21 protein-coding genes are annotated in these 23,586 nt (G+C 60.3%); 18 read left to right on the top strand and 3 right to left on the bottom strand.

Annotated features, from left to right (window positions below):
* Positions 1 to 82: 82 nt before the first annotated feature.
* The 4 genes from ACESLM_RS03290 to phnE (ACESLM_RS03305) all read left to right on the top strand — a co-directional run bounded on the left by ACESLM_RS03290 (position 83) and on the right by phnE (ACESLM_RS03305) (position 3,896).
* On the top strand, positions 83 to 1,234 hold the full coding sequence (locus ACESLM_RS03290) for a sialate O-acetylesterase (protein WP_372629936.1): 1,152 nt from the start codon (positions 83 to 85) through the stop codon (positions 1,232 to 1,234).
* Positions 1,235 to 1,508: 274 nt separating this feature from the next.
* Positions 1,509 to 2,291, top strand: coding sequence for a phosphonate ABC transporter ATP-binding protein (gene phnC, locus ACESLM_RS03295; protein WP_372629937.1), 783 nt, complete (start codon positions 1,509 to 1,511; stop codon positions 2,289 to 2,291).
* Between the two features lie 34 nt (positions 2,292 to 2,325).
* Entirely contained in the window at positions 2,326 to 3,072 is a 747-nt protein-coding gene (phnE, locus tag ACESLM_RS03300; protein WP_372629970.1) for a phosphonate ABC transporter, permease protein PhnE, read from the top strand.
* The gene (gene phnE / locus ACESLM_RS03305; protein ID WP_372629938.1) at positions 3,069 to 3,896 is read left to right on the top strand and encodes a phosphonate ABC transporter, permease protein PhnE; all 828 of its coding nucleotides are present in this window, start codon (positions 3,069 to 3,071) and stop codon (positions 3,894 to 3,896) included. Before phnE (ACESLM_RS03300) ends, phnE (ACESLM_RS03305) begins: the two co-directional genes overlap by 4 nt.
* 73 nt (positions 3,897 to 3,969) lie before the next feature.
* On the opposite strand, the gene ACESLM_RS03310 is transcribed toward phnE (ACESLM_RS03305), so the two are convergent.
* The gene (locus tag ACESLM_RS03310) at positions 3,970 to 4,980 is read right to left on the bottom strand and encodes a phosphate/phosphite/phosphonate ABC transporter substrate-binding protein (RefSeq protein ID WP_372629939.1); all 1,011 of its coding nucleotides are present in this window, start codon (positions 4,978 to 4,980) and stop codon (positions 3,970 to 3,972) included.
* A 147-nt stretch (positions 4,981 to 5,127) separates the two neighbouring features.
* On the opposite strand from ACESLM_RS03310, the gene ACESLM_RS03315 reads away from it, so the two are divergent.
* Both ACESLM_RS03315 and trhA read left to right on the top strand, forming a co-directional pair.
* The gene (locus tag ACESLM_RS03315) at positions 5,128 to 6,714 is read left to right on the top strand and encodes a bifunctional metallophosphatase/5'-nucleotidase (RefSeq protein ID WP_372629940.1); all 1,587 of its coding nucleotides are present in this window, start codon (positions 5,128 to 5,130) and stop codon (positions 6,712 to 6,714) included.
* 17 nt (positions 6,715 to 6,731) lie between these two features.
* Entirely contained in the window at positions 6,732 to 7,370 is a 639-nt protein-coding gene (trhA, locus tag ACESLM_RS03320) for a PAQR family membrane homeostasis protein TrhA (protein ID WP_372629941.1), read from the top strand.
* A gap of 5 nt (positions 7,371 to 7,375) precedes the next feature.
* On the opposite strand, the gene ACESLM_RS03325 is transcribed toward trhA, so the two are convergent.
* Complete coding sequence (locus ACESLM_RS03325) at positions 7,376 to 9,982, bottom strand: winged helix-turn-helix domain-containing protein (protein ID WP_372629942.1); 2,607 nt, start codon at positions 9,980 to 9,982, stop codon at positions 7,376 to 7,378.
* 204 nt (positions 9,983 to 10,186) lie between these two features.
* Here ACESLM_RS03325 and ACESLM_RS03330 point away from each other — a divergent pair, with 204 nt between their 5' ends.
* From ACESLM_RS03330 to ACESLM_RS03385, 12 genes are all read left to right on the top strand, one after another.
* A complete protein-coding gene (locus ACESLM_RS03330) occupies positions 10,187 to 10,864 on the top strand; it encodes a response regulator transcription factor (protein WP_372629943.1) in 678 nt (225 codons plus the stop codon).
* Positions 10,864 to 12,153 (top strand): sensor histidine kinase, encoded by a 1,290-nt coding sequence (locus tag ACESLM_RS03335; protein ID WP_372629944.1) that lies wholly within the window; start codon positions 10,864 to 10,866, stop codon positions 12,151 to 12,153. Before ACESLM_RS03330 ends, ACESLM_RS03335 begins: the two co-directional genes overlap by 1 nt.
* Before the next feature lie 100 nt (positions 12,154 to 12,253).
* On the top strand, positions 12,254 to 13,717 hold the full coding sequence (locus ACESLM_RS03340; protein ID WP_372629945.1) for an extracellular solute-binding protein: 1,464 nt from the start codon (positions 12,254 to 12,256) through the stop codon (positions 13,715 to 13,717).
* The gene (locus ACESLM_RS03345; protein WP_372629946.1) at positions 13,707 to 14,444 is read left to right on the top strand and encodes an ABC transporter ATP-binding protein; all 738 of its coding nucleotides are present in this window, start codon (positions 13,707 to 13,709) and stop codon (positions 14,442 to 14,444) included. The genes ACESLM_RS03340 and ACESLM_RS03345 overlap by 11 nt, the downstream gene beginning before the upstream one ends.
* A complete protein-coding gene (locus tag ACESLM_RS03350) occupies positions 14,401 to 15,459 on the top strand; it encodes an efflux RND transporter periplasmic adaptor subunit (RefSeq protein WP_372629948.1) in 1,059 nt (352 codons plus the stop codon). The genes ACESLM_RS03345 and ACESLM_RS03350 overlap by 44 nt, the downstream gene beginning before the upstream one ends.
* The gene (locus ACESLM_RS03355; protein ID WP_372629950.1) at positions 15,459 to 18,248 is read left to right on the top strand and encodes an FtsX-like permease family protein; all 2,790 of its coding nucleotides are present in this window, start codon (positions 15,459 to 15,461) and stop codon (positions 18,246 to 18,248) included. The genes ACESLM_RS03350 and ACESLM_RS03355 overlap by 1 nt, the downstream gene beginning before the upstream one ends.
* A 32-nt stretch (positions 18,249 to 18,280) precedes the next feature.
* Positions 18,281 to 19,219 (top strand): ABC transporter ATP-binding protein, encoded by a 939-nt coding sequence (locus ACESLM_RS03360; RefSeq protein ID WP_372629951.1) that lies wholly within the window; start codon positions 18,281 to 18,283, stop codon positions 19,217 to 19,219.
* A complete protein-coding gene (locus tag ACESLM_RS03365) occupies positions 19,200 to 19,748 on the top strand; it encodes an RNA polymerase sigma factor (protein ID WP_372629952.1) in 549 nt (182 codons plus the stop codon). The genes ACESLM_RS03360 and ACESLM_RS03365 overlap by 20 nt, the downstream gene beginning before the upstream one ends.
* A 42-nt stretch (positions 19,749 to 19,790) precedes the next feature.
* Entirely contained in the window at positions 19,791 to 20,456 is a 666-nt protein-coding gene (locus ACESLM_RS03370) for a pentapeptide repeat-containing protein (protein ID WP_372629953.1), read from the top strand.
* A 78-nt stretch (positions 20,457 to 20,534) separates the two neighbouring features.
* The gene (locus tag ACESLM_RS03375; protein WP_372629954.1) at positions 20,535 to 21,551 is read left to right on the top strand and encodes an ABC transporter substrate-binding protein; all 1,017 of its coding nucleotides are present in this window, start codon (positions 20,535 to 20,537) and stop codon (positions 21,549 to 21,551) included.
* 7 nt (positions 21,552 to 21,558) lie between these two features.
* The gene (locus tag ACESLM_RS03380) at positions 21,559 to 22,338 is read left to right on the top strand and encodes an ABC transporter ATP-binding protein (RefSeq protein WP_372629955.1); all 780 of its coding nucleotides are present in this window, start codon (positions 21,559 to 21,561) and stop codon (positions 22,336 to 22,338) included.
* Positions 22,319 to 23,119, top strand: coding sequence for an ABC transporter permease (locus ACESLM_RS03385; protein WP_372629956.1), 801 nt, complete (start codon positions 22,319 to 22,321; stop codon positions 23,117 to 23,119). The genes ACESLM_RS03380 and ACESLM_RS03385 overlap by 20 nt, the downstream gene beginning before the upstream one ends.
* Before the next feature lie 34 nt (positions 23,120 to 23,153).
* Here ACESLM_RS03385 and ACESLM_RS03390 read toward each other — a convergent pair whose 3' ends face one another.
* Entirely contained in the window at positions 23,154 to 23,393 is a 240-nt protein-coding gene (locus ACESLM_RS03390) for a hypothetical protein (protein WP_372629957.1), read from the bottom strand.
* Positions 23,394 to 23,586: the final 193 nt, after the last annotated feature.

Genomic DNA, 23,586 nt, shown 5'->3' on the forward strand with positions numbered 1-23,586 from the left:
CAACTCGATCAAGGTCATGGAGCTGATGGACGAAGCCCGCAGGCAGACGGGGCTCGTCTACCCGGCGGACAAGGAGTAACGCGTGTCGGTCGTCAACAGGCTGTGCTTGCGGATCGATGGCAATCCTGCGCTGGAGTGGACCGTTCGCGGCGACATGATCCACCACGTCGGCGTCGGCGACCTGTGGATTATCGCAGGGCAGAGCAATGCGGCCGGCTACGGCAAAGGCCCGGTCAACGATCCGCCGGAGCTCGGCATCCATCTGCTGCGCAACAGCGGCAGGTGGGACCTCGCCAGCCATCCTTTTAACGAGTCGACCAATACGCTTCATATCGAAAACCGGGAGACGGCGAACCCGGGGCATTCTCCTTTTCTCGCTTTTGCGAAGCTGTTGAAAAGAGAGACGGGTTATCCGATCGGCCTCGTGCAGACGGCGCTCGGCGGGTCGCCGCTGAGGGCGTGGAATCCCGGGGAGGACGGGACGCTCTACCGCAACATGCTGAACATCGTGCGCGCCGCGGGCGGTTCCGCGAGAGGCGTCGTCTGGTATCAAGGGTGCAGCGACTGTTATCCGGGAGATTCCGAGTCTTACGGGGAACGGTTCCGGAAGATGGTCGAGCAATGGCGGACCGACCTGGGCGATTCAGAGCTTCCGTTCGCTACCGTGCAATTGAATCGGTACACGGGAAGCGATACGACGGAGGAGAACGATCGCGCGTGGGGAATCGTACGGGAGCATCAGCGCGTCGCCGCCCGCGACATCCCGGGCGTGACGGTTGTCCCGGCGATCGATAGTCCGCTCTCCGACGAGATCCACAACAGTCCGGCCGGCAATCTGTTGATCGGAGAGCGGATGGCTCGGGCCGTGCTCGCTTCCGTCTATGGCAAGGATGTTCACTTCCGAGCCCCGGAGATCGCCGGCGCTCGCTACGATGAGGCCGGGGAGGATGTCGGAGCGCCCGTCGTCGAGCTGACGTACGACCATGTCGGCGGCTACTTGCTGACAATAGGACCTAATCAGCCTGTGTTCACGGTTGAGGACGAGGCAGGCCGGCCGGAGATCGCAGCCTGGTCGATCTCCGGCCGCAGCGCGATCCGGATAGCGCTGAAGCGTCCGCTTCAAGGCCGGGCGTTCATCCATGCCGGCTTCGAAAGAAATCCGGCCGCCTACTATCCGCTCGACAGCTTGACGTATATGCCACCGCTCTCTTTTTATCGTTTTCCGATCGGGTAATCAACAGGCGGGGCTGGCACGGAGCAGGTCTCCGGCGCCCGTCCCGTCTAATTCGCCCCCGCTTTCGCATGACCGTTCGCCACCTTCGTTCGCAGTCCTCCTCTCTCTCCATCAAACCAATGTAAATAGAATGTAAAATGATCATCCTAATGTTAAATTTTTCAATATCAATAGGATTGCACCCGCCCGCGACGAACTACAAAAGGGATGAAGCGCATCGATCGACAAAGGCGCACGCGCTTCGACATTCGGATAGCGGAGGTCGTTCGGACAGATGATTGAATTCAAGCGGGTAAGCAAGGTGTATCCCGGGGGCACGGTAGGCTTGAGCAAAATCGACCTGACGATCGGAAAGGGCGAGTTCGTCGTCATCGTCGGCCTGTCCGGCGCGGGCAAGTCGACGCTGCTGCGTTCGGTCAACCGCTTGCACGAGATTACGTCGGGAGAAATTTTCATAGACGGACAGTCGATCACCGCGGCGAAAGGGAAGCAGCTCCGAATGATGAGGCGGAGCATCGGCATGATCTTTCAGAGCTTCAACCTCGTCAAGCGGTCGACGGTGCTGCGCAACGCGCTGGCCGGCCGGGTCGGCTACCACTCGACGCTGCGCACGATGCTGGGTTTGTTTCCGAAGGAGGATATGGAGCTGGCATTCGACGCGCTGCGGAGGGTCAACATGCTGGACAAAGCATATCAGCGCGCCGACCAGCTGTCCGGAGGCCAGCAGCAGCGCGTATCGATCGCCAGGGCGCTGGCCCAGCAGCCCAAAATCATTCTCGCGGACGAGCCGGTCGCCTCGCTAGATCCGCTGACGACGCGCCAGGTCATGGACGACTTGCGCCGCATCAACCGGGAAACGGGCATTACGACGGTCGTCAACCTGCATTACGTCGATCTGGCCCGGGAGTACGGGACGCGGATTGTCGGGGTGCGCGCGGGCGAGATCGTGTTCGACGGCGCCGCGGCCCAAGCGACGGACGAAGCGTTCGCGGACATCTACGGCCGCCCGGTGTCGGAAGAGGAACGGTTGGGAGGCAGAGCCGTTGAAGCCGTCTAGACCGCCAAGCCTTCCGCCGAAGCCGCCGACCGGCATGAAGTCGTGGCTGACGGCGGCGCTGCTGCTCGCCATCCTGTGGCTGTGCGCCCGGGAGACGGAGGCCTCCTTAAGCGAGCTCGCGCGCGGCATCCCGGAGATGGGCAAGTTCTTCGCCAAAATGGTTCCGCCGGACTGGGCCTACTTCCGCGTCGTCTTGAAGCCGATGATCGAGACGGTGCAGATGGCGATACTCGGAACGACGTTCGGGGCGCTGCTGGCGCTGCCGGTCTCCTTCCTGGCCGCGAGCAACGTGACTAAGCTCAGACTGCTGCGCGCTCCTGCCAAATTCGCGCTTAACCTGTCTCGAACGATTCCCGATCTGCTGTTCGCCGCCCTGTTCGCGGCCGTCTTCGGCTACGGTCCGCTTGCGGGCACGCTGGCGCTCACCTTTTTCTCATTCGGGATTTTGTCCAAATGGGCGTACGAAGCGATCGAGACGGTCGACGGCGGACCGATGGAAGCGATGACCGCGGTCGGTGCGAACAAGCTTCAGTGGATTCATTACGGCGTCGTCTCCCAGGTCATGGGCCAGTTCGTCGGCTTTGCGCTGTACATGTTCGAGATCAACATTCGCGCCGCGGCCATTCTCGGCTTCGTCGGAGCGGGCGGCATCGGCATCTACTTGAACCGGACGCTCGGAATGTTCCGCTACGACCAGACGCTGCTCATTATTTTGTTCACGCTCGCGATCGTCGTCGCCATCGATGCCGCCAGCTCCAGAATCAGGGGGAAACTCGCATGAATTATCCTCATCCATCGGCAGCGCCCAAGCCGCCCAAGCCGTTCTACGCTCGCCCGCGCACGTGGCTCTGGCTTGCGATTGCGGCGGCGGTCTACGGCTGGGCGTTCAGCGGCATTCCGTTCTCCGGAATCAAAGAAACCGCGTGGCAGATTACGAAGGCGGTCGTCTCGGGCTTGTTCCATCCGGATTGGAACTACGTTTATTTGGCGGAGGGCGAGGACTTGCTTCGCGGGCTGGGCGAGACTCTGGCGATCGCCGTGCTCGGAACGGCCATCTCGGTCGTGCTCACGATCCCGTTCGCTCTGTGGGCAGCGCGCAATCTGGTCAAGCTGCGGCTGCTCTCCGGCGCATCCGCTTTTACGCTTAGCTTGATCCGTACGTTCCCGGACATCATTATGGCGATCATTTTCATTAAGGCCGTCGGTCCCGGAGCGTTCGCGGGCGTGCTGACGGTTGGACTCAATTCGATCGGCATGCTGGGCAAGCTGAACGCGGAGGCGCTGGAGGAGCTGGACATGGGGCCTTCGGAAGCGCTGAAGGCGTGCGGAGCGACCCGGCTGCAGACGATCTGGCACGCGATCGTGCCGCAGGCGATTCCGTTCTATCTGTCGTTCGCGCTGTTCCGGCTGGAGATCAACGTTCGGTCGGCCGCCATTCTGGGTGCAGTAGGGGCAGGCGGTATCGGAACGCCGCTCATCTTCGCTCTGGAGGGCCGGAGCTGGAGCCGCGTCGGCATCATTCTGCTCGGCATCATCGTGCTCGTCACCGCGATCGACTGGATCTCCGGCAAGCTGAGGAAGAGATTGGTGGAAGGCAAGAGCTGATCGGCCGCGGGCGGCAAAAGGCCCGGAAGGTCCGAAGTCCTCTGCGGGCTTCGAGCCGTCCGGGCCATCCGTCTTATTGCAGTGCTTGAGCGTAATCGCGCACGGAATCGAACTTGCTGTCGTCGCTCTTGGCATAGCCTTGGTGCGAGTAGATTTCGAAGATAATTTGCCTGCTCTCCTCGTTCTGGCCGAGGCTGATGAAGGCGTCCTGGATTTTGGCGATCCATTCTTTATTCATATCGGAGCGAACCGAGATCGTGTCGTTCGGAATCGGAATCGTGAAGTGCAGGGCGGCCGTCTTCTCGAAAATGTCCGGGACGTCGCCTTTGACGATGTTGCGCGCGTCCTGGAAGATCGCCGCCGCGTCCGCGTCGCCGTTCAGCACCGCGAGCACGCCTTTGTCGTGGCCTTTTACTTCGATGCTCTTCACGTCCGTGTTCGGGTCGACGCCGGCTCTTTTCAACTCGACGGCAGGGTACACGTATCCGGCCGAGGAGGTGACGCTTTGCCAGGCGATCGTCTTGCCCTTTAGATCGGCCAGCGTCTTGATGTCGGAGCCGGCCTTGACGATGAACATCGACTTGTAGCTGTCAACGAGCTCGGTCGTAGGCGTTCCGTCCGCATCGTTGACGCCGAAGCGCTGCGCCTGCAAAATAACTTCGGCCGCGCCCATCCCTTTCGCTTGCACGTAAGTGTTCGGAGGCAGGAAGCCGACGTCGACCTTCTTGGACTGCATCGCCTCGATGATCGTGTTGTAGTCGGTCGACACGCTGACTTTTACCGGAATGCCGAGGGCGTCTCCCAGCAGCTTCTCCAGCGGCTTCGCTTTGGCTTCCAGCGTCTCCGCGTTCTGCGACGGCACGAATTGCACCGTCAGCTCGCTCGGAACGTATCCCGTATCTTCCGGACTCGGACTCGGGCTCGGGCTGGGAGAAGCTTGTTCGCTTGCAGGAGCCGAGCTTTCGGAACTGGCGGACGGCGAGGCGCCGGACTCCGCGTTGTTGTTGCTTCCGCACCCGGCGATGACGAGCAGAATGAGGGAAGCGGCAATCAGAAAACGAACTTTCGACAATCGGTTAAGCATGATTTCTTTGTCCTCCTCTATCTATTTTGGAAATAATGGGGAATACAAGCCTTAATCTATCACCCAATTATTCGTTTAATTGCCTCACTTGGTTAAAATTTTATTTGCGATTGTAAATTTTCGATTAACGGACAGGAGAGAACCGCGATGACTACTCCCGCAACAGATACGTTAACCTTGCTCTATACAAGCGACGTCCACGGCCATATGCTGCCGCTCCGCTACGCCGACAACTCGCCCGCGGAATACGGGCTGCTGAAGCTGGCTTCCATCGTCAAGCAGGTGCGCAAGGAACGGCGCAACGCGCTCTTCCTCGACAACGGCGATCTGCTGCAAGGCACGCCGTTCGCCTACTATCATGCCTGCCTGGATCGCGAGACGCCGCACCCGATCGTGGCGGTCATGAACGCGCTGGAGCTGGATGCGTTCATCCCGGGCAACCACGAGTTCAATTACGGGTTGCCGTACGTCGAACGGGCCAGAGCCGAATCCGCCTACCCATGGCTGTCGGCCAACCTGCTGCGGGAAGGAACGGAAGAGCCTTATTTCGGGTGCCCCTACCGTCTGTTCGAGCTGGAGAGCGGGGCGAGAATCGCGCTGCTCGGGCTGACGACGCCGTACATTCCCAACTGGGAGCAGCCGGCCAATATCGCCGGAATCGCGTTCGAATCGGCGGTCGAGGCGGCGAAGCGATGGGTGTCTCGGCTGAAGGAACGGGAGCGGGCGGACATCGTGATCGTCTCGTACCACGGGGGCTTCGAACGGGAGCTGGACACGGGAGAAGAGGCCGAGGAGCAGACGGGAGAAAACGAGGGATGGCGGATGTGCCGGGAAGTCGAAGGCATCGACTTGCTGCTGACCGGTCACCAGCACAGACGAATCGCAGGGGCCGTCGTCGGAGGGACTTACGTCGTGCAGCCGGGCTATCAGGGCAGCTGCCTGGCGCAGCTGGAGCTGGGGCTGGAACGGGACGATACGGGACGCTGGAAGCTGGCCGCGATCGAATCGAGGCTGCGGGAAGCGAGCGAAGCGGAGGCGGATCGAGAGCTGGAGGAGCGGTTGAGCGATAGCGAAGCGCGGGTACAGAGCTGGCTGGACCGGCCGCTGTGCGAGGTGCAAGGAGATATGCGGATCGCCGATCCGATGGCGGCCCGGCTGCGGGAGCATCCGTTGATCGAGCTGGTCAACCGCATTCAGATGGAGGCGGCCGGAGCGGAGATTTCCTGCACGTCGCTGTTCGACGATCTGTCGCCGGGCTTCGGGCCGCGAGTGTCGATGAGAGAGGTGACGGCGAACTATCCGTTTCCGAACACGCTGAAGGTGCTTCGCCTGAGCGAAAGGGATATCCGCGAAGCGTTGGAGAAAACGGCTTCCTACTTCACGCTGGACGAGCAAGGCGGGATCGCGGTTTCCCCGTCGTTCCTTCATCCGAAGCCGCAGCCTTACAATTACGATATGTGGGAGGGCATCGAATACGAGATCGACGTCTCCCGTCCGGTCGGCAGCCGCATTCGGGCGCTTGCCCGCAATGGGCGTCCGCTGGACCCGGAAGGGGAGTACGACGTCGTGATGAACCACTACCGCGCTTCGGGGGGCGGCGACTACCGGATGTTCCGGGGGAAACCGGTCGTGCGCGAGGTGACGGTTGACATGACCGAGACGATTGCCGAATACTTAACGAAGGCGGGTGTCGTTCTCTCCCGCGCGAACGGCAACTGGAAGGTTTACAACTGAGAAAGGCGGTGCCGCCGATGGCGGATACCCATGTCTACACGAAAAGAGAGGAAATCGCGAACGCGATCACGCACGGCATCGGAACGCTGCTCAGCATCGCCGGGCTCGTGCTGCTGATCGTATTCGCGAGTCTGGAAGGGACGGCCTGGCACGTTGTCAGCTTTACGATCTACGGCGTAACGATGCTGCTGCTGTATACGGCCTCGACGCTCGTTCACGCCTTTCCTCCGGGCAAAGTCAAGGACCTGTTCGAGACGTTCGACCATTCGTGCATTTATCTGTTCATCGCGGGGACGTACACGCCGTTATTGCTCGTTACGCTGCGCAGTCCGCTCGGCTGGTCCCTGTTCGGAGTCGTATGGGGACTGGCGATCGCCGGCGTCGTGTTCAAAGCTTTTTTTACGAAAAAATTTCTGGTGCTGTCCACGCTGTTCTACGTCCTGATGGGATGGCTGATCGTCTTCGCCTGGAAGCCGCTGAACGCGCTGCTCGTCCCCGAAGGGCTCAAGCTTCTGGTCATCGGCGGGCTGCTCTATACGGTCGGTTCGGTTTTCTACGTGTGGCGCGGCTTCCCCTATCATCATGCCGTATGGCATCTGTTCGTCGTGGCCGGCTCCGTGTTCCATTTCTTCGCGATTCTGCTCTACGTATTGTGAACGGGTTAGTGCTCTTGCAGCAGGCCAAGCCTCTGCGCCGCGATAACGGCCTGCGTCCGCGAGGACACGCCGAGCTTGCCGTAGATGCGGGAGGAATACACTTTGACGGAGCCTTCCGACAAGGACATCTTCTCCGCAATCCGTTTGTTGGACTCGCCTTGGCGAATCAGGTCCAGCAGACGGATTTCCGTACGCGTCAGCGGCTCGACGAGACCGGGCTGCGCCGCGGCCGCGACCTCTTCCCGCGCCTCCTTGTCCGGAAACCGGGATAGAAGCCCATTTACATACTCTTCCAATGCCGTCTCCTCGGCGCTGCGGTCCTCGTGGCCAAGGAACGCCAAATATTTCCGCAGCAGCTTCTCCGTCCGCTCGCCCCCTTCCAGGAAGGTTCTGCAATACCCGTTGACTTCCCCGATCGCCAGAGCCTCCTCCAACGCTTTCATCGACCGCGCGCGCTGTCCCATCCGGTCGAGCAGGTCCGCTTGCAGCAGGCCGATTTCCGCGAGCCCCGTCAGGCTCCCTTCGCGCGCCGCTTGAGGTTTCATCAGCTCCAGCAGACGAAGCGCCTCGCGCTCCTTGCGCTGCGCCGACAGCAGATGGCACAGCGTCAAATAATCGTATTCGCGATGATACGCGGGCCTGTCCTTGGGCCCGATCCGAAGCTGGGACACTTCTTTCTTCGCCAGGCTCGTCGAGCCTTCCCGCAGGAAGAGGCGCGCTCTGGCCGAAGCCAGATAGCCCGTCCAGATTTCGTCGGCCCGATCGGCGACGAAAGCCGTCGCTTCATCCAGCGTCTCGTGGGCGAGATCGCGCTGGCCGGCCGACCAATACAGATTCGCTTGGGTAATCCGGCAAGGCACGAACAGGCCCGGAACGAAGTTATGGCGCGAAGTTCGTTCGATTCGGCGCAGCAGATCCGCGCTTTCCTCGAAGCGGTTCCACTCGTAGAACCCCTCCGCCAATGCCTGCAGCACGTACAGGCTGATCAGGGAGTCGCCCCACCCGTGTCGCTCGAGCGTGCCGGCAAACAGGCGTCCGATCCGCTCCGTCTGCTCGGAGAGCATACCCTTCAATCCGAAAGCGGTCCGCCGGGCGAACGGCTCCGTCAAGTTGTAATTGAAGTTAAAGAACAAAGGATCGCGCGGCAGGATCTCGTCAAGAATGCCTTCGGAGAAAGCGAACCATTGCTCGAATTCCCCGAACGTGAACAGCAGGTTCGATTTGACGAACAGCAAGCCGCTTTGCAGCTGTTGACGGGCTTCCCCGGCATCCATCGAACGGGCTTGCGCCTCCAGCGTCTCCAAGCTCCGGACGGCGGATTCGCGCTGGCCGGTCACGACGTACAGGAAGGCTCGCAGCAGCGCCATTTCCGCAGACAGCTCCGTCTCCGGCGGAAATCCGTCGAACCATCTGAGCAAGGTCGGGAATTCGCCGCGCTTAAGCACGCTGGGCGCGTGGCGGGTCAGATAGCTTTCGGCTAGCCCGTAATCTTCCGCCGCCAGGGCGCAGTCGATCGCTTCGTCGAGCAAGCCCCGGGAAGCGAAGCTTTTGCCGGCGGCAAGGTTGGCGCTTCTCCATAGCGCGGGATCGGACTCCCTGACGCGATTGCGCAGAAAGTCCGCGAACAGGTGGTGGTAACGAAACCAGACGTCGTAGTCGTCCAGCGAGACGAGGAACAGATTCCGCGCCTTAAGTCGTTCCAGCATGCTTTTGCCGTCCGAGAGCCCGGTGACGGCGTCGCACGACTTGGCGTCCAGCCTCCGCAGCGCCGACGTGGCATACAGGAAATGCCGAAGATCCGCCGGCAGCCCGGAGACGACTTCGTGGAACAAGTAGTCCGCCACATGGCGGTGGTGCCCTTTGAACCGTTCGATGAACGTTTCCCTGTCCGAAGCCTCCCGCAGGGAGATGGAGGCGAGCTGCAGCCCCGTGATCCAGCCTTCCGTCCGCTCGTGCAGCTTGCGGACATGGCGCGGTTCCAGGTCGGACGAGGCTTCGAGGCAGAAGTTGGCCGATTCTTCCGCCGTGAACAGCAGTTGGGAGGCGTCGATCAGAGCGAGCTCATCCCGCGCGATCCAGCGGGCTACCGAGAAGGGCGGTTCCGCGCGGCTGGAGAGCACGAGATGGAGCCCGAAGGGCTTGTGTTCGATGAAATAGGCGACGCTCTCGTGAACCCGCGGCTCCGTAATCGCGTGATAATCGTCGAGAACGAGAACGATCGGCCGGCTTAAAAAGCGAAGCTGGTTGATGAACGCGTCGAGAAAGGTGCTCGTCGATACGCTGAGAAACGTACGGACGAGCTGTTCGTATTCCTGGCGGCCGGAAGGGGCGACATGGGGGGAGAGCGCCTCCGCCGCATACCTCCAGAAGCGGACGGGATCGCTGTCCGTCTCTTCGAGCGATACCCAGGAGGCGTCGCGGCCGGTCGAGCTTAGCCACTGGCCGAGCAGCGTCGTTTTGCCGAACCCGGCGGGTGCGCTGACCAAGGTCAGCCTGCCGTGAATGCCTTGTTCCAGGCGTTCTATGAGTCTGCTTCGTTCGACCAGGCTTTTCCTGGCGACCGGAAGATGGGTTTTCGAATAGAGCAGCACCGATTCCGTCGATCGTGTCATGATATCCCCGCGCTTCCTGACAGGTCACTATAGGTTGCTAACCTAGTATCGTTTTTTCTATTATAACCTCTCTACCATCGATAGATCGACTATAACTGCTTGGCTTCGGCCTCCGGTCCCATTCTAAGCATTCATTAAGGTTCTCGCTATACAATGGTTGGCGAGACGACAGGCAGCGATGCCTGCGACCGGAGGGGCGAACGGATGAGAATTCTCGTGGTGGAGGACGACCGTCCGCTGCGCGACGCTGTGGCGACGGTGCTTAAAGAAGAGTCGTACCAGGTCGACGAGGCGGATAACGGGCCTGACGGCTTGTATTTGGCGCAGCAGCGCGTCCATGATCTGATCGTGCTTGATATTATGATTCCCGGCATGAACGGGCTGGAGGTGCTTTCCGAATTGAGAGCGCAGGGAATTGCGATTCCGGTGCTGCTGCTGACGGCGCGGGACGGCGTGGCGGACCGCGTCTGCGGGCTGGATTCCGGCGCCGACGATTATTTGGTTAAGCCTTTTGCGACGCTTGAACTGCTTGCCCGCATTCGGGTGCTGCTGCGCCAGCTGTCTCTGGGCGCTCCGGACGGAGAGCTGCATTACGGGCAGCTGTCGCTGAAATGTCAGGCCAAGGACGCTTATACCCAAGGACAAGCGTTGAAGCTTACGTTGAAGGAGTACGAATTAATGGAATATTTCATGCTTAACCGGGAGCAGATTTTGACGAAGGAGCAGCTTCTCGACCGGGTGTGGGGCATCGACTCGGAAGCGGGGCTGGGCGTCGTCGACGTCTATGTGCACTACTTGCGGAAGAAGCTTGCGCCGTTCGGATTCGATCGCTATATCCAAAATGTGCGCGGAGTCGGCTATCTGTTGAAGGAGAAGAGATGATGATCAATCGTACCCGCACGCAGCTTACCATTCGGAACGCCGCCGTGCTGTCCGTCATTTTGATCGGTTTGAATTTGACCGTGTATATCGTGATGAAGCAAATGCTGTTCGCCCAAGTCGATCGGGCGATCGGCAACGTCAACGCCACGACGGCGGTGGCGGCCGTATCGCCTCAGATCTCCGCTACGCAGGGAGTGCCGCTGGAGAGAGCTGTGACGTTCAGGATCGGTCAGATGGACAGGCCTGTCATCCAACTGCTGTGGACGGACGAGAACGAGCCGCTGCCGCTGCCGAGCAGAACCGGATTTACCGAAGAGCAGTTGGAACGGTTTAAGCCGACGAAGTTTGAAGAGCCCTACACGGTGAAGGCGGGAGATCAGTATTTTCGGGTGCTGAACATCGGCGATATCGGCCTGTCGATCGCCAGCGGCATCGACGGAACGACCTACACGATCAAGACGCAGCAATATCTCAGCAACGTATCCGCCGAGATCGGGATGCTGGAGAGGCTGCGTCTTATTCTGCTGCTGGGAGGCGCCGCCGGGCTGATGGTGGCGATCGGGGCGGGGTTCTATCTGGCCAATCGCGCGCTGATTCCGATTCGCCTGTCGCTGGAGAGGCAGCAGCAGTTCGTCTCGGACGCCTCTCACGAGCTAAGAACGCCGCTGTCCGTCATTCAGGCGCATGCGGAGCTGCTGCTGCGCCATCCCGACCATACGATCGAGCAGGACAGCAAGCATGTGTCCACCGTGCTGCAGGAGTCGCGGCGGATGAGCAAGCTGGTCGGAGGCTTGCTGACGTTGGCCCGTTCGGATTCCGATCAGCTGGAGCTGGAGCGCAAGCCGGTTCAACTGGACAGGATCGTCCAGGAGAGCGTGAATAAGATGACGATGCTCGCGGAGATCAAGGATATTATTTTGAATTCCGAGATCGATGCCTCGATTCCGATGATCGCGGACGAGGAGCGTCTGCATCAGCTGCTCGCGACGCTGCTGGACAACGCGATCAAGTATACGCCGGAAGGAGGCGTCGTGCGCGTCGTCTGTCGCAGGATGACGCATACCGCTCGCCTCGAGATCGAAGATACGGGCATCGGCATCTCGCCGGAGGATTTGCCCCATGTTTTCGATCGCTTCTACCGCGGCGACAAAGCCCGGGCAAGGCGGGAGGGCGGCACGGGTCTGGGGCTGGCGATCGCGAGCTGGATCGTGGAGCGGCACGGGGGCAAAATCAAAGTCGACAGCAAGCTGTCCGTCGGCACTCTCGTGAGCGTGACTCTGCCTTTGTAGCAGCCAAATTTAAGCTTCCTTCCACCGGCTCTAACCGATTTTTAAGAAAACGAAAGCATACTGGCTTAGGAAGTAGATCAATCGACGAAGGGTGAGAGAAATGAAGAGACGCTGGAAGGGAAGGACCGGGATTGCAATCGGGGCGCTGACGTTGATGGTGACGTTATCGGCGTGTACATCGTCGGGCGGCAAAGGAGCGGTTGGCAAGCTGGACAAGGAGGACAAAGGGACGCTGAAGGTGGCGTATTTCAACGAAGAGGCGTTTTTCATGCAATACGGCAACGCTTTTCAGGCGATGTTCCCGAATATCGAGCTCGAGGTCGTCTCGACGGAGTCCGTATTTGACGCGGAAGATCCGGTCGCGGAGATGGAGAAGATTCTCGCGGAGCAGCAGCCCGACGCGATGTATTTGACGGAGGAGCAATACGCGTCGCTGGCGGGAAAAGGAGCGCTATACGATCTCGACGCCGTCGTGAAACAGGACGAATTCGATCTGGACGGCTTTCTTCCCTCCGTCGTCGAGCTGCTGAAAGCGCGCGGAGGCGGCAAGCTCTACGGGCTGAGCCCAAGCTTTGTCAGCCAGGCGCTCTACTACAACAAAACGCTGTTCGATCAGAACGGAATTCCGTATCCGACGGACGGAATGAGCTGGGACGAATTGATACAGTTGGCCTCGCGTTTCCCCGCGAAGAAGGAAGGAGACGACGCGTTGGCCGGGTTGGCGCCTTCGATGTCGGTCGCGGACTCGTTCGGCTTGATCCGCTCGATGGGCGAGGCCAAAGGTCTCCTCTATGCGGACTCCGAAACCGGGACGGTATCGATCGCTTCTCCGGAGTGGAAGGAGATTTTCCAATCGGTGATCGACGGGTATAAATCCGGCAGCATCGCGATGCCTTCCGACGGCCCCGGCAGCGGCGGAATAGTCGCGATGAGAAGCGCCGGCGGCAGCAAGACGACGGTCAGCTTCGGCGGCGATTCGGTCAGCTTTATGTCCGGAAAAGCGGCGATGACGATCGACGGACCGATGATGATGAGCATGTTGGACGCGGTGTCTTCAGGAGCTATCCGAATGGGGCAGCCGGCGACGGGCGAGGATTCCGGCGGAATGAAGCCTTTAAATACGCCGCAGGAGATCGACTGGGACGTTGTAACGATTCCGGTTGATCCTTCCCAGCCGGATATCGCCGGAGGCATGGGGCTGGACAGCGTCTTCTCCATTAACGCGTCTTCGGAGAACACTGCCGCGGCGTGGGAGTTCCTGAAATACGTCAACGGGGAGCAGCTAGCTAAAACAGGGTCGAAATCGTCTCCCACGCTCTCGGCCAGAACGGCGTACAAGAAAGAAGGAAACGGGAAAAACGTGGATGCCTTCTATGCGCTGAAAGCCGATACCCGTTCCATGCTTCATACGCTGCCGAACGGTTTCGCGGAGTCGTTCTCGAAGCTTGCGGCGGAGCAGATCAAGAAGGTCGTCGAAGGAACCTCATCGCTCGAAGACGCGCTGCAGACGCTGCAGACGAAAGGACAGGACCAACTGACGAAAGCGCAAGCCGATGCGGAGTGACGGGGGCGGCGCCGCGGGGACGGCGGAAGCCTCGAAGCCGGAGCCGATCGCGGCGCCTTGCCTTGAAGCGCGGGACGTTCGCAAATCGTTTCTTGCGGGCGGCCGGCAAGTCGAGGTGCTGAAGGGCATCGAGATGTCGGTGGAGGCCGGAAGGTTAACGATGCTGCGGGGGCGTTCAGGCTCCGGAAAAACGACGTTGTTGAACCTGCTCGGCGGTCTCGACCGGCCGACCGAAGGCGAAGTCGTGTTCCGGGAGCGTTCCTTGTCCCGCTGGAGCGACAGGCAGCTGACCGTCGTTCGTCGCAAGGAGATCGGATTTATCTTTCAATCGTTCGCGCTATTGCCGCTGTTGACGGTAAGGGAGAATGTGGAGCTGAGCATGCGAATGGCGAAGCTTCCGCGTTCGGAATGGTCGGGAAGGGCGGCGGAGTGCCTGGAGCTTGTCGGGCTAGCGAAGCGGTCGAGCCATCGTCCGTCCGAGCTGTCCGGAGGCGAGCAGCAGCGCGCGGCGATCGCCAAGGCGATCGCGCATAAACCGCGCGTCCTGTTGGCGGACGAGCCGACCGCGGAGCTTGATTCGGTGATGGCCGCCCGCATCATCGCTCTCTTCCGCGACATTGCGGATCGGGAAGGCATGGCGATCTGCATGACGACGCACGATTCTACACTATGGGGGGCGGCGGATGTTGTCTATCAAATGGTCGACGGCCGGATCGTTCCGGACTAGAGCAGGGCGTACGGCCGTCAAAGCGTTTGCCTGGTCGGCAATGATCGCGATGTTAGCCGGTTGTTCCTTGCTGCCCCAGGAGGAGGAGCCGGAGAAGCTGCCCGAGATCCGCACGCCGAAAATCTCGCAAAAGCCGGAATATCCCGTCAAGCGAGGGGTTCTGGAGCAGACGGCAAGCGGAAGCGGCAAGCTGATGTCCGACCGGGAAGAGAATCTTGTGTTCACGGTCGACAACCGCCGGATCATCGACGTTCGGGTAAAAGCGGGAGATCGGGTCAAGAAGGGCCAAGTGTTGGCCGAACTGGATTCGGGGGAGCTGGAGAGCCAGATCGTTCGCAAAGAGATCGACATAGAGAAGGCGGAGCTGGACATGAAAGCCGCGCTTCGGGAATCGACGGACGACCAGGATATCTTGCTGCGCAAGAGACAGCTCGAATACGAGCTGATGAAGCACGAGCTGGCCAAGTTGAGGGAGCAGATGGCCGAATCGCGGCTGCTCGCCCCTTACGACGGCACGATCGTCAGCTTTACGGCGGAGAAGGGGGACTTTGCCAAAGCGTACGAGAAAATCGGGCGCATCGCCGATCTGAGCTCTCTCGTCGTAGCTGTGCGTTTTAATAGCGGCGATCTTAAAAATATCGCTCCGGGCATGAAGGCAACGGTGTCGCTGAACGCAGCCGGAGATGTGCAAGGAACGGTGCGAAGGCTGCCGGTAAGCACGGATCCCAAGGATGAAGATACGTTGGATGCGTACGCGTTGATCGATGTCGGCAAGCTCCCGGCGACAGCGCTGCACGGCAATCCGTTGACCGCCGCCGTGACCGTCGAGAGAAGAGAGAATGCGTTGTACATTCCCCCGGCGGCGCTGCGGAAACAGAATAGCCGCAATTACGTGCTCGCAGCTAATCCTGACGGAAGCAAAGGCGAGGTGGACGTGGAGATCGGCATGCAGACCTCGACGGCCGTCGAAATCATTAAAGGGCTGGAGGAAGGCCAGAAGGTCGTGGGAAAATAATGCGGATTCTCGTCTACCTGTTTCTGAAAATGTGGCAGAACCGCTGGTTTACGATCAGCACTCTGCTTGGGCTCACTGTAGCTGCGGCGTTCGCGATGAGCATTCCGATGTATGCCGACGGCACGTTGAAGCGGGTGGTCGCCAAGTCGCTTGCGGAGAAGACGAAAGGGCTGCCGGCCGGCTCCTTGTATATGAAGTTTCAGTCCGGCGCCGCCAAGATGACCGATCTGGAAGGTCTCGCCGAAGCGGATCGTTGGATTCGAGAGGAGCTGCCCGGGCGCATCGGATTTCCGACGGAGGCTTTCTCGAGCCGAACCGCCCTGCCTCCTTCCACCGTGCGGAAGGTTCAGACGGCCTCAGGCGAAGGTTCAGCGCAGCTTGCCCGAATGGAGCTGGCGGAGCAGAGCGGAGTCGAGGAGAAGATCGAGCTTAAGGAAGGACGCATGCCGCGGGACGGCATGAAGGACGGAGTCGTTGAAGCGCTCGTCCTTCACGAGACGTTAAGCCGCTATGGCTGGAAGGTCGGCGATACGCTGGCCTACGATGCCAAAGACGCCGACGGGAAGACGAGGCGGCTTAGCGTCCAGCTTGTCGGGGCGTATCATTTGAAGGATGAGACGGACTTGAGTTGGGCCATCGACGGCAAAGAAAAGCTGGCCGATACGCTGCTCGTAACCCGAGGGACGATGGAGGGAGCGCTGCTTGGAGACCAGCGGCTCGCCCTCGATGCGGCCGGCTGGTTCTACGCCTTCGATCTCAGCGAGATTCGCATCGGTGATCTGTCCTCGTTAATCGGGCAATTAAGCCGATTGGAGATCGAGCTGCACCGGATGCTCGAGAATACGAAAGTGAACCTGTCGTTTATCGACATGCTTCATGAGTTCAACCGGCAGAGCGTCTTGCTGCAGGCGATGCTGTTCGCGTTGGCGGCTCCGGTGCTGGCGATGGTGCTCTATTACGTCACGCTGAACGCGAAGCAAGCGTTGGACCGGCAGAAGGGAGACATTTCGGTGCTTCAAAGCCGGGGAGCCAGTCCGCGCCAGATTATCGCGCTCTATGCGATCGAGGCGGCGATTCTCGGTTGTGTCGCGCTCCTTGCCGGTCTCGCCCTCGCCTGGTTCATGGCCAAGACGATCGGTTCCTCCAGCGGATTTCTCTCGTTCGTAGGCCGCAAGTCGATTCCGGTCGGCTGGAACGACGCCGCATGGCTGTTCGGCGGCGCGGCGACTTTGCTCGCGGTCGTCGCCACGGCGCTGCCGATTCGCGCGCACGCCGGCACTTCCGTCGTCGAGCACGCCCGGAGCCGGGCGAACTCGAACCGACCGCCGCTCTGGCAGCGATGGTATGCGGATCTTGCGCTTCTGGCGGCGTGCGCGGCCGGGTGGTACTTGCTGAACGCCGGCCGTGTCCCTCTTGCCGGCGGCGTGGACAACGAAGCGGGCATTCAGCCGGTCCTCTTCGTTCTGCCGGCGTTGTTCCTGTTCGCGGCGGGGCTGCTGTGCCTGAGGCTGTTTCCGCTGATGCTGCGCGCCTGGAACGCCGTAATGAATAACCGGGTGCCGGTCACGATGTACTTGACGCTGACGCAGCTGTCGCGATCGGCGGCAGCCTTTTACCCGCTGATGATCCTGATGATCCTGACAATCGGCCTCGGCGTATACAACGCATCGGCGGCAAGGACGATGGACGTTAACGCGAACGATCGGGCGTTATACCAATACGGAAGCGACGTCGTATTGAAGACGGCGTGGGAAGGCGTTCAAGACGAGAACGACGCGAACAAAATCTATTACAACGAGCCCTCGTTCCAGGCTTATCGAAATCTGGAGGGCGTGGAGGCGGCCGCTCGGGTTCTGTCGGCGACTGGCAAAGCCTCTGTCGGCGGCAAGGCGGCCGGCAACGTCCGGCTCTTCGGCATCGACAACGCGGATTTTGCCGGCACGGCTTGGTTCCGGGACGATCTGTTTCCGATTCATCCTTATGTCTATCTCGATGCGCTCGGTCAGACGGAGCAAGCGGCGCTCGTCTCGGCGGCTTTCGCCGAGCGATACGGTTTGCAGCCGGGCGATCCGATCCGCGTCGGCATCGGTTACGGCAACGAGCCGTTGGATCTGGTCGTTGTCGCGATCGTGCCGTATTGGCCGAGTCTGTATCCCGACGAATCGCCCTTCGTAGTGGCCAATCTGGACTATGTCTACCAACAGACCGAGAAAATGCCTTACGACGTCTGGCTGAACATGGAGGACGGGGCAAAGCTCGCTCCGGCGCTCGAGACGCTGGCCGAGCGGGGCATTGCGGTCGTGCAAGCCGACGACGTGCGCGGGGAACTGATCGATCGGCGCAACCATCCCGCGCAAGGCGGCGTATTCGGCATTCTAAGCCTTGGTTTTCTAATCTCATTATTGGTCTCGTTGCTGGGCTATCTGATCTTTTGGTTTTTCGCTCTGTCCAGGCGGGCGGTACAGCTTGGCATCTTGCGGGCAATGGGACTGTCGCGCGTTCAACTGACCGGCATGCTGCTGCTTGAGCAGTTGTTCACGACGGGCTTGTCCGTTGCCGCAGGACTCGGGCTCGGCACGCTTGCGAGCCGGCTGTTCTTGCCCTTCCTCCAAGGCGGCGGCGAGACCGGGCGGCAAGTGCCGCCGTTTCGGATCGTCTTCGATTCGGACGATACGATGAAGCTGTACGCGGCTACCGGAATCATGCTGGCGGCAGGCGCCTGCTTGCTCGTTCTGCAGCTGCGGAGATTGCGAATTGCGCAAGCCGTCAAGCTGGGCGAGGAGAGGTGAGGCGAGGATGCCGCGAAAAAGGAGGCAGAGCGATGATCCATTGCGAAGGTTTGGTCAAAATTTATAAAACCGACGACGTCGAAGTCGTCGCGCTTCAAGGCTTGAATCTCACCGTCGAGGACGGCGAGATGATGGCGATTATCGGCAACAGCGGGAGCGGCAAGTCCACCTTGCTGAATATACTGGGGGGCTTGGACCGTCCTTCGGCCGGTCAAGCAATCGTAGGACCGTGGAATCTGCTGAAAATGACGCCGGAGCAGTTGATCGAATACAAGCGCGGGACCGTCGGATTTATTTGGCAAAACAACGGGAGAAACCTGGTTCCCTATCTCTCCGCTTTACGCAACGTCGAGCTGCCGATGCTGATCCGGGGCAAAGCCGATCGCGCCTACGCCAAGCAATTGCTGGCCGCGGTCGGACTCGAGCACCGGATGGGCAGCCGTCTTGCGCAACTGAGCGGAGGGGAGCAGCAGCGGGTCGCGATCGCAATCGCGTTGGCCAACCGGCCGTCGCTCGTGCTGGCCGACGAGCCTACGGGGTCGGTAGACAGCGCGACCGGCGAAAGGGTGCTCGGGATTTTCCGGAACCTTAACCGGGAATTCGGGGTCACGATCGTCATCGTCACCCACGATCTGTCCGTCGCGGATAAGGTAGACCGCGTCGTGGCCATTCGGGACGGCATGACGAGCACGGAGTGGGTGAAGCGGGAGGGAGAAACTGCGAAGGAGGCCGGAACGAACGAGGTCTCGGGAGAGCCTCGCGCGTTCGGGGAACGCCACGAGGAATTCGTCGTGGTCGACCGGGTCGGACGGCTGCAAATTCCGAAGAGCTATCTAGATGCAATGGGCGTCGAAGGGAAAGCGGTGCTGGAATTCGACGGAAGGAGGGTGATCCTCGGTCCTCCTGGCTCGGCAGCCGATGTCGACGGGCAGATCGGAGGAGGACGGAAGAGTGGAACGGAAACGAGCTGAAGTGGCCGATTTGTATTCGCAGCATGCTCCGTATCTGAATAAATTCATGCTGCGACTGACCGGTAACCGGGAGGAAGCGGCCGATCTGGTGCAGGAGGTGTTCGTGAAATTGTGTTTGCAGGAACGGCTGCCCGAACACGCGAAGGAATGGATGGCCTTAACCGGATACCGGCTGTTCGTGGACCAATGGCGACGCCGTAAGCGTACCGTCGGGCTGCGATTCGAGGCAGCGTCGCGCGCGGATTTCATCGCTCCCGAGCAAGCGGCGCTCGACCGGGAATTCGAGAGCGCCGTGCAGAGGCTGCTCCTGAGGTTCAAGCGCCGGAAACGGACGGCCTTATACATGCGGTTATACGAACACGCGGGCAGCGGAGAAATCTCCAAGCGGCTCGATTATCCGGAAAACACCGTCAAGTCGGATATTCGCCGGGGCAGAAAGCAATTGTCCGAATGGTTGCGCGAGGATACGGATTCATGGCGAACGAATGTTCGAAATAAAACTTCTCAATCGGTCGGATTTCGTCCATAATAGGACGAGAGTGTTCTAGTATTCGACCGGAGGCGGGATGAAATGGCAACGAAAAAAGATAAAAACACGCCGGAGGCGCCACGGCTGCTCGAGCCGTTCAGGATGATCGACATGACGGTACGGGATTACGAGATGGAGGACAAAATGCCGTTCGAGACGAGCCGGTTCGTTCCCGGGACGGTCGCGAACCAGTCGGCGGACAAGGTGCTGTTCGACTGCGTCGTCTTCGATCACGTCGTCTTCGACAACGTCGTATTGGAGAGGGCCGAATTCGTCGACGTCGTCTTCGACCATTGCGACTTGTCCAACGTCGTGTTCCGGGACGCCGTGCTTCACCGGGTGGAGTTCAAGCATTGCAAGATGCTCGGCCTGGATCTGAGCACGACGACGATGCGCAATGTGAAGTTCGAGGAATGCAACGGACAATATTCCGTCTATCGATTCGCGGACATGAAGTACGTGTCGTTTCAGGACGGCAACTTCGACAAGGCCGACTTCTACGAAGCGCAGCTGGGCAAGGCAGAATTCGCGCGTTGCGATCTCGATCAGGCGCAGTTCGTCGGCGCCAAGCTGTCCGGCATCGACCTCAGCAGCTGCGAATTCCAGACGATCGGGGCGACGCTGGAGGATTTGCAGGGCTGCGTATTGCGAACCGACCAGTTGTCCGGCGTGGCTCACTTGCTCGGCATTGTGATCAAGAACGATTAACGCGGCGGATGAACGCCTAACCTCGGCTTTGAATAGGATAATACCTATTCAAAGCTTTTTTTCATGAGGGAGAGAACGATGATGAAGAACAAGGGCAGAATTGCGGCATTGCTGCTGGCCGCCGCGCTGGTCGCGCTGACGGTGTCGGCCTGCGGCAAGGACGGCAAGAAGTCGGAAACGAAGACGGTCAAGTTTTCCGAGGTTATTCGCTCCATTTTCTATGCGCCTCACTATGTAGCGATGTCTCAGGGATTTTTCGAGGACGAGGGGCTTAATGTCGACATGAACACCGCGCAAGGCTCGGATAAGGGAGCGGCCGCGTTGATCGCGGGCACGGCCGACATCTCCCTGGTCGGACCGGAGACGACGATCTACATTTTCAACCAGAAGGGCGACAAGACGCTGAAAGTATTCCACCAGCTGACGGCCAAGGACGGCTCGTTCCTGCTGTCGCGGGAAAAGCTGGATGACTTCAAGTGGAGCGACCTGAACGGGAAAACGATTCTCGGCTGGCGGCCGGGCAGCGCTCCGCAGATGGTCATGAACTCCACGCTGATCCAAGAGGGGACCGATGGCGTCAACGTGATTACGAATATCGCGTCTCCGGCTCTGGCGGGGGCGTTCACGAGCGGCCAGGGGGATTTCATCCAGCTGTTCGAGCCGGTCGCCTCCACGCTCGTTCAGGAAGGGAAGGCGCACTACGTCGCCTCGCTCGGCGAAGCGTTCGGCGATTTCCCGGAGACGTCCTACGTCGCGACCTCGGACTACATCAAGAACAATCCGGACGTGATCCAGAGCTTCGTCAACGCGGTCGCCAAGGGCGCGGAATGGCTGAACACGGCTTCGGACGACGAGATCGCGGGGGCGCTGTCGCCGTTTTTCGAAGGGACGTCCAAGGAGCTGATTTTGCAGTCGGTCAACCGCTATAAGGATCAAGGCACTTGGCCGACCCGTCCGGAGCTGACGCAGGAGCAATTCGATACGCTGCAGAACGTGCTGGTGGAGAACGGTGTGCTTAAAGACGCGGAGCGGGTCGCGAACATGAACGATATCGTCGACATGAGCTTCGTGCGCAAACTCGGGAAAACGGAATGATGAGGCTATGGCGCACATCGAGCTGAACGACGTCGGACTGAGCTATTTTACTCCGAAGCAGGAGACCGAAGCGCTGCGCGATGTCAACCTGTCGATCGGCCGGGGAGAGTTCATCAGCATCGTCGGGCCGAGCGGCTGCGGCAAGAGCACGCTGCTCTCCCTCGTCTCGGGCATGCTGGCGCCGACGAAGGGGAACGTGCGCATCGACGGGGAGGCGGTGTCCGGCCCTTCGCGCAAGGTCGGATACATGCTGCAGCACGACCACCTGTTCGAATGGCGGAACGTGCTGAACAATCTGCTCGTCGGCGCGGAAATTCGCCGGATGGATCGGGAGCGGGCGAAGCGCAAGGCGCTGGAGCTGCTGGAGCGCTACGGGCTGGGAGGCTTTGCTTCGCATGGGCCGGGCCAGCTCTCCGGGGGGATGCGCCAGCGGGTCGCGCTGATCCGCACGCTCGTGGCGGAGCCGGACATTCTGCTGCTCGACGAGCCGTTCTCCGCGCTCGACTACCAGACCCGGCTGAAACTGTCCGACGAAGTTTATCGGATTATCAAGGAACAAGGGAAGACGGCCGTGCTCGTCACGCACGACCTGTCCGAGGCGATCAGCATGGCCGACCGGGTGATGGTCATGTCGAAGCGGCCGAGCACGATCTCGGCGGTGCACGAGATCCTCTTCGAGGAAGGCGAAGGCTTGTCGCCGTGGCAGAAGAGGCAGGCGAGCGGGTACAACGGCATGTTTAACGCGATTTGGAAGGAGCTGGAGGAGCATGTCGTCTCCGCTGTATGAACGCTACCTGCGCCTCCAGAAGCGCCGGCAGCGGCTGGTGTTGTTATCGCGCTTGGCGGTGCTCGTCGCGTTCCTCGGCGTATGGGAGTTCGCCGCCCGCTGGGGCTGGATCGATCCGATGCTGACGAGCAGGCCGTCCTTGCTTGCGTCTTCTTTTCGCGAGTTGGCATTCGAAGGCAATCTGCTGAGGCACACCTGGATAACCGGCTGGGAGACGCTCGTCGGAATCGTGATCTCGATGGCGCTCGGCACGGGCATCGCCGTCGGATTCTGGTGGTCGACGTTCGCCTCCAAGGTGTTGGAGCCTTTCGTCGTCGTGCTGAACGCGCTGCCCAAGGTGGCGCTCGGCCCGATCTTCTACATCTGGCTGGGCGACCGTTATTCGATCTACGGCATGGCGGTGGCGATCTCGATCATCGTGACGATCATTATGGTGGAGAGCGGGTTTAGGGAGATCAGCAAGACAAAGCTGAAGCTGATGGAATCGTTCGGGGCGACGCGCGGGCAGATGCTGCGGATGGTGCTGCTTCCGGCCAGCATCCCGTATTTCATCGCGACGCTGAAGGTCAACGTCGGGCTGACTTTGGTCGGCGTCGTCATGGGCGAGTTTCTGTCGTCGAAGGCGGGGCTGGGCTATCTGATCATCTACGGCGGGCAGGTGTTCCAGATGACGCTCGTCATGGTCAGCATCGCCATGCTGGCGCTGCTCTCCGCGCTTCTGTACGGCGCGGTCAACGTCCTGGAGCTTCTCGCGCGCAGGCGTTATCATCATGAGGGATGAGCGGGGGCGACGGTCTCGTAATCTTCCTTCTCGGCTAGGCGATGTTGACAATCCATAGAACAGTCGACGCCTTCCGGACCGGGAGCGGTCCAAAAAAATCAGCGCCCTCGCGGCTGCCCTTACGGCGGCACTGCGTGCGGCGCTGTTCTGCTTTCTTGTTCATGACGACTTGCGTTTGCGGCTTCCTATGCCAGCGGATGCGGTTAAGCTCGGGATCGATCCGCCCGGCCTGCTCGGCTTCGCGCTTGCGCTTCTTGATCTGCGACTTGCTCATAGCTTCATTCCTCCTGTTTGTTCATAGTACGATCATAACTTATATGAAACCACTATCGCAACAGGGCAAACGCTCGAGCCGACTAGGCGTTGAGGAGATTATGCACGTGCGGCGGTACTATCGACGGCAGTCGGATGAAGTAGGCGGGATTATGCACGTGTGGCGATCCTATCGGTCAAAGGCTGATGAAGTT

Source organism: Cohnella sp., from assembly GCF_041641335.1.
In the GTDB taxonomy this organism is placed as follows: Bacteria; Bacillota; Bacilli; order Paenibacillales; family Paenibacillaceae; genus Cohnella.

Excerpts from the sequence above, each read along its gene's own strand:
- trhA (WP_372629941.1), top strand. The coding sequence starts at position 6,732 with ATGGCGGATACCCATGTCTACACGAAAAGAGAGGAAATCGCGAACGCG.
- ACESLM_RS03335 (WP_372629944.1), top strand. The coding sequence starts at position 10,864 with ATGATCAATCGTACCCGCACGCAGCTTACCATTCGGAACGCCGCCGTG.
- ACESLM_RS03370 (WP_372629953.1), top strand. The coding sequence starts at position 19,791 with ATGGCAACGAAAAAAGATAAAAACACGCCGGAGGCGCCACGGCTGCTC.
- phnC (WP_372629937.1), top strand. The coding sequence starts at position 1,509 with ATGATTGAATTCAAGCGGGTAAGCAAGGTGTATCCCGGGGGCACGGTA.
- ACESLM_RS03380 (WP_372629955.1), top strand. The coding sequence starts at position 21,559 with ATGGCGCACATCGAGCTGAACGACGTCGGACTGAGCTATTTTACTCCG.
- ACESLM_RS03355 (WP_372629950.1), top strand. The coding sequence starts at position 15,459 with ATGCGGATTCTCGTCTACCTGTTTCTGAAAATGTGGCAGAACCGCTGG.
- ACESLM_RS03390 (WP_372629957.1), bottom strand. The coding sequence starts at position 23,393 with ATGAGCAAGTCGCAGATCAAGAAGCGCAAGCGCGAAGCCGAGCAGGCC.
- ACESLM_RS03340 (WP_372629945.1), top strand. The coding sequence starts at position 12,254 with ATGAAGAGACGCTGGAAGGGAAGGACCGGGATTGCAATCGGGGCGCTG.
- ACESLM_RS03385 (WP_372629956.1), top strand. The coding sequence starts at position 22,319 with ATGTCGTCTCCGCTGTATGAACGCTACCTGCGCCTCCAGAAGCGCCGG.
- phnE (WP_372629970.1), top strand. The coding sequence starts at position 2,326 with ATGAAGTCGTGGCTGACGGCGGCGCTGCTGCTCGCCATCCTGTGGCTG.
- ACESLM_RS03330 (WP_372629943.1), top strand. The coding sequence starts at position 10,187 with ATGAGAATTCTCGTGGTGGAGGACGACCGTCCGCTGCGCGACGCTGTG.
- ACESLM_RS03345 (WP_372629946.1), top strand. The coding sequence starts at position 13,707 with ATGCGGAGTGACGGGGGCGGCGCCGCGGGGACGGCGGAAGCCTCGAAG.
- phnE (WP_372629938.1), top strand. The coding sequence starts at position 3,069 with ATGAATTATCCTCATCCATCGGCAGCGCCCAAGCCGCCCAAGCCGTTC.
- ACESLM_RS03375 (WP_372629954.1), top strand. The coding sequence starts at position 20,535 with ATGATGAAGAACAAGGGCAGAATTGCGGCATTGCTGCTGGCCGCCGCG.
- ACESLM_RS03325 (WP_372629942.1), bottom strand. The coding sequence starts at position 9,982 with ATGACACGATCGACGGAATCGGTGCTGCTCTATTCGAAAACCCATCTT.
- ACESLM_RS03310 (WP_372629939.1), bottom strand. The coding sequence starts at position 4,980 with ATGCTTAACCGATTGTCGAAAGTTCGTTTTCTGATTGCCGCTTCCCTC.
- ACESLM_RS03315 (WP_372629940.1), top strand. The coding sequence starts at position 5,128 with ATGACTACTCCCGCAACAGATACGTTAACCTTGCTCTATACAAGCGAC.
- ACESLM_RS03360 (WP_372629951.1), top strand. The coding sequence starts at position 18,281 with ATGATCCATTGCGAAGGTTTGGTCAAAATTTATAAAACCGACGACGTC.
- ACESLM_RS03350 (WP_372629948.1), top strand. The coding sequence starts at position 14,401 with ATGTTGTCTATCAAATGGTCGACGGCCGGATCGTTCCGGACTAGAGCA.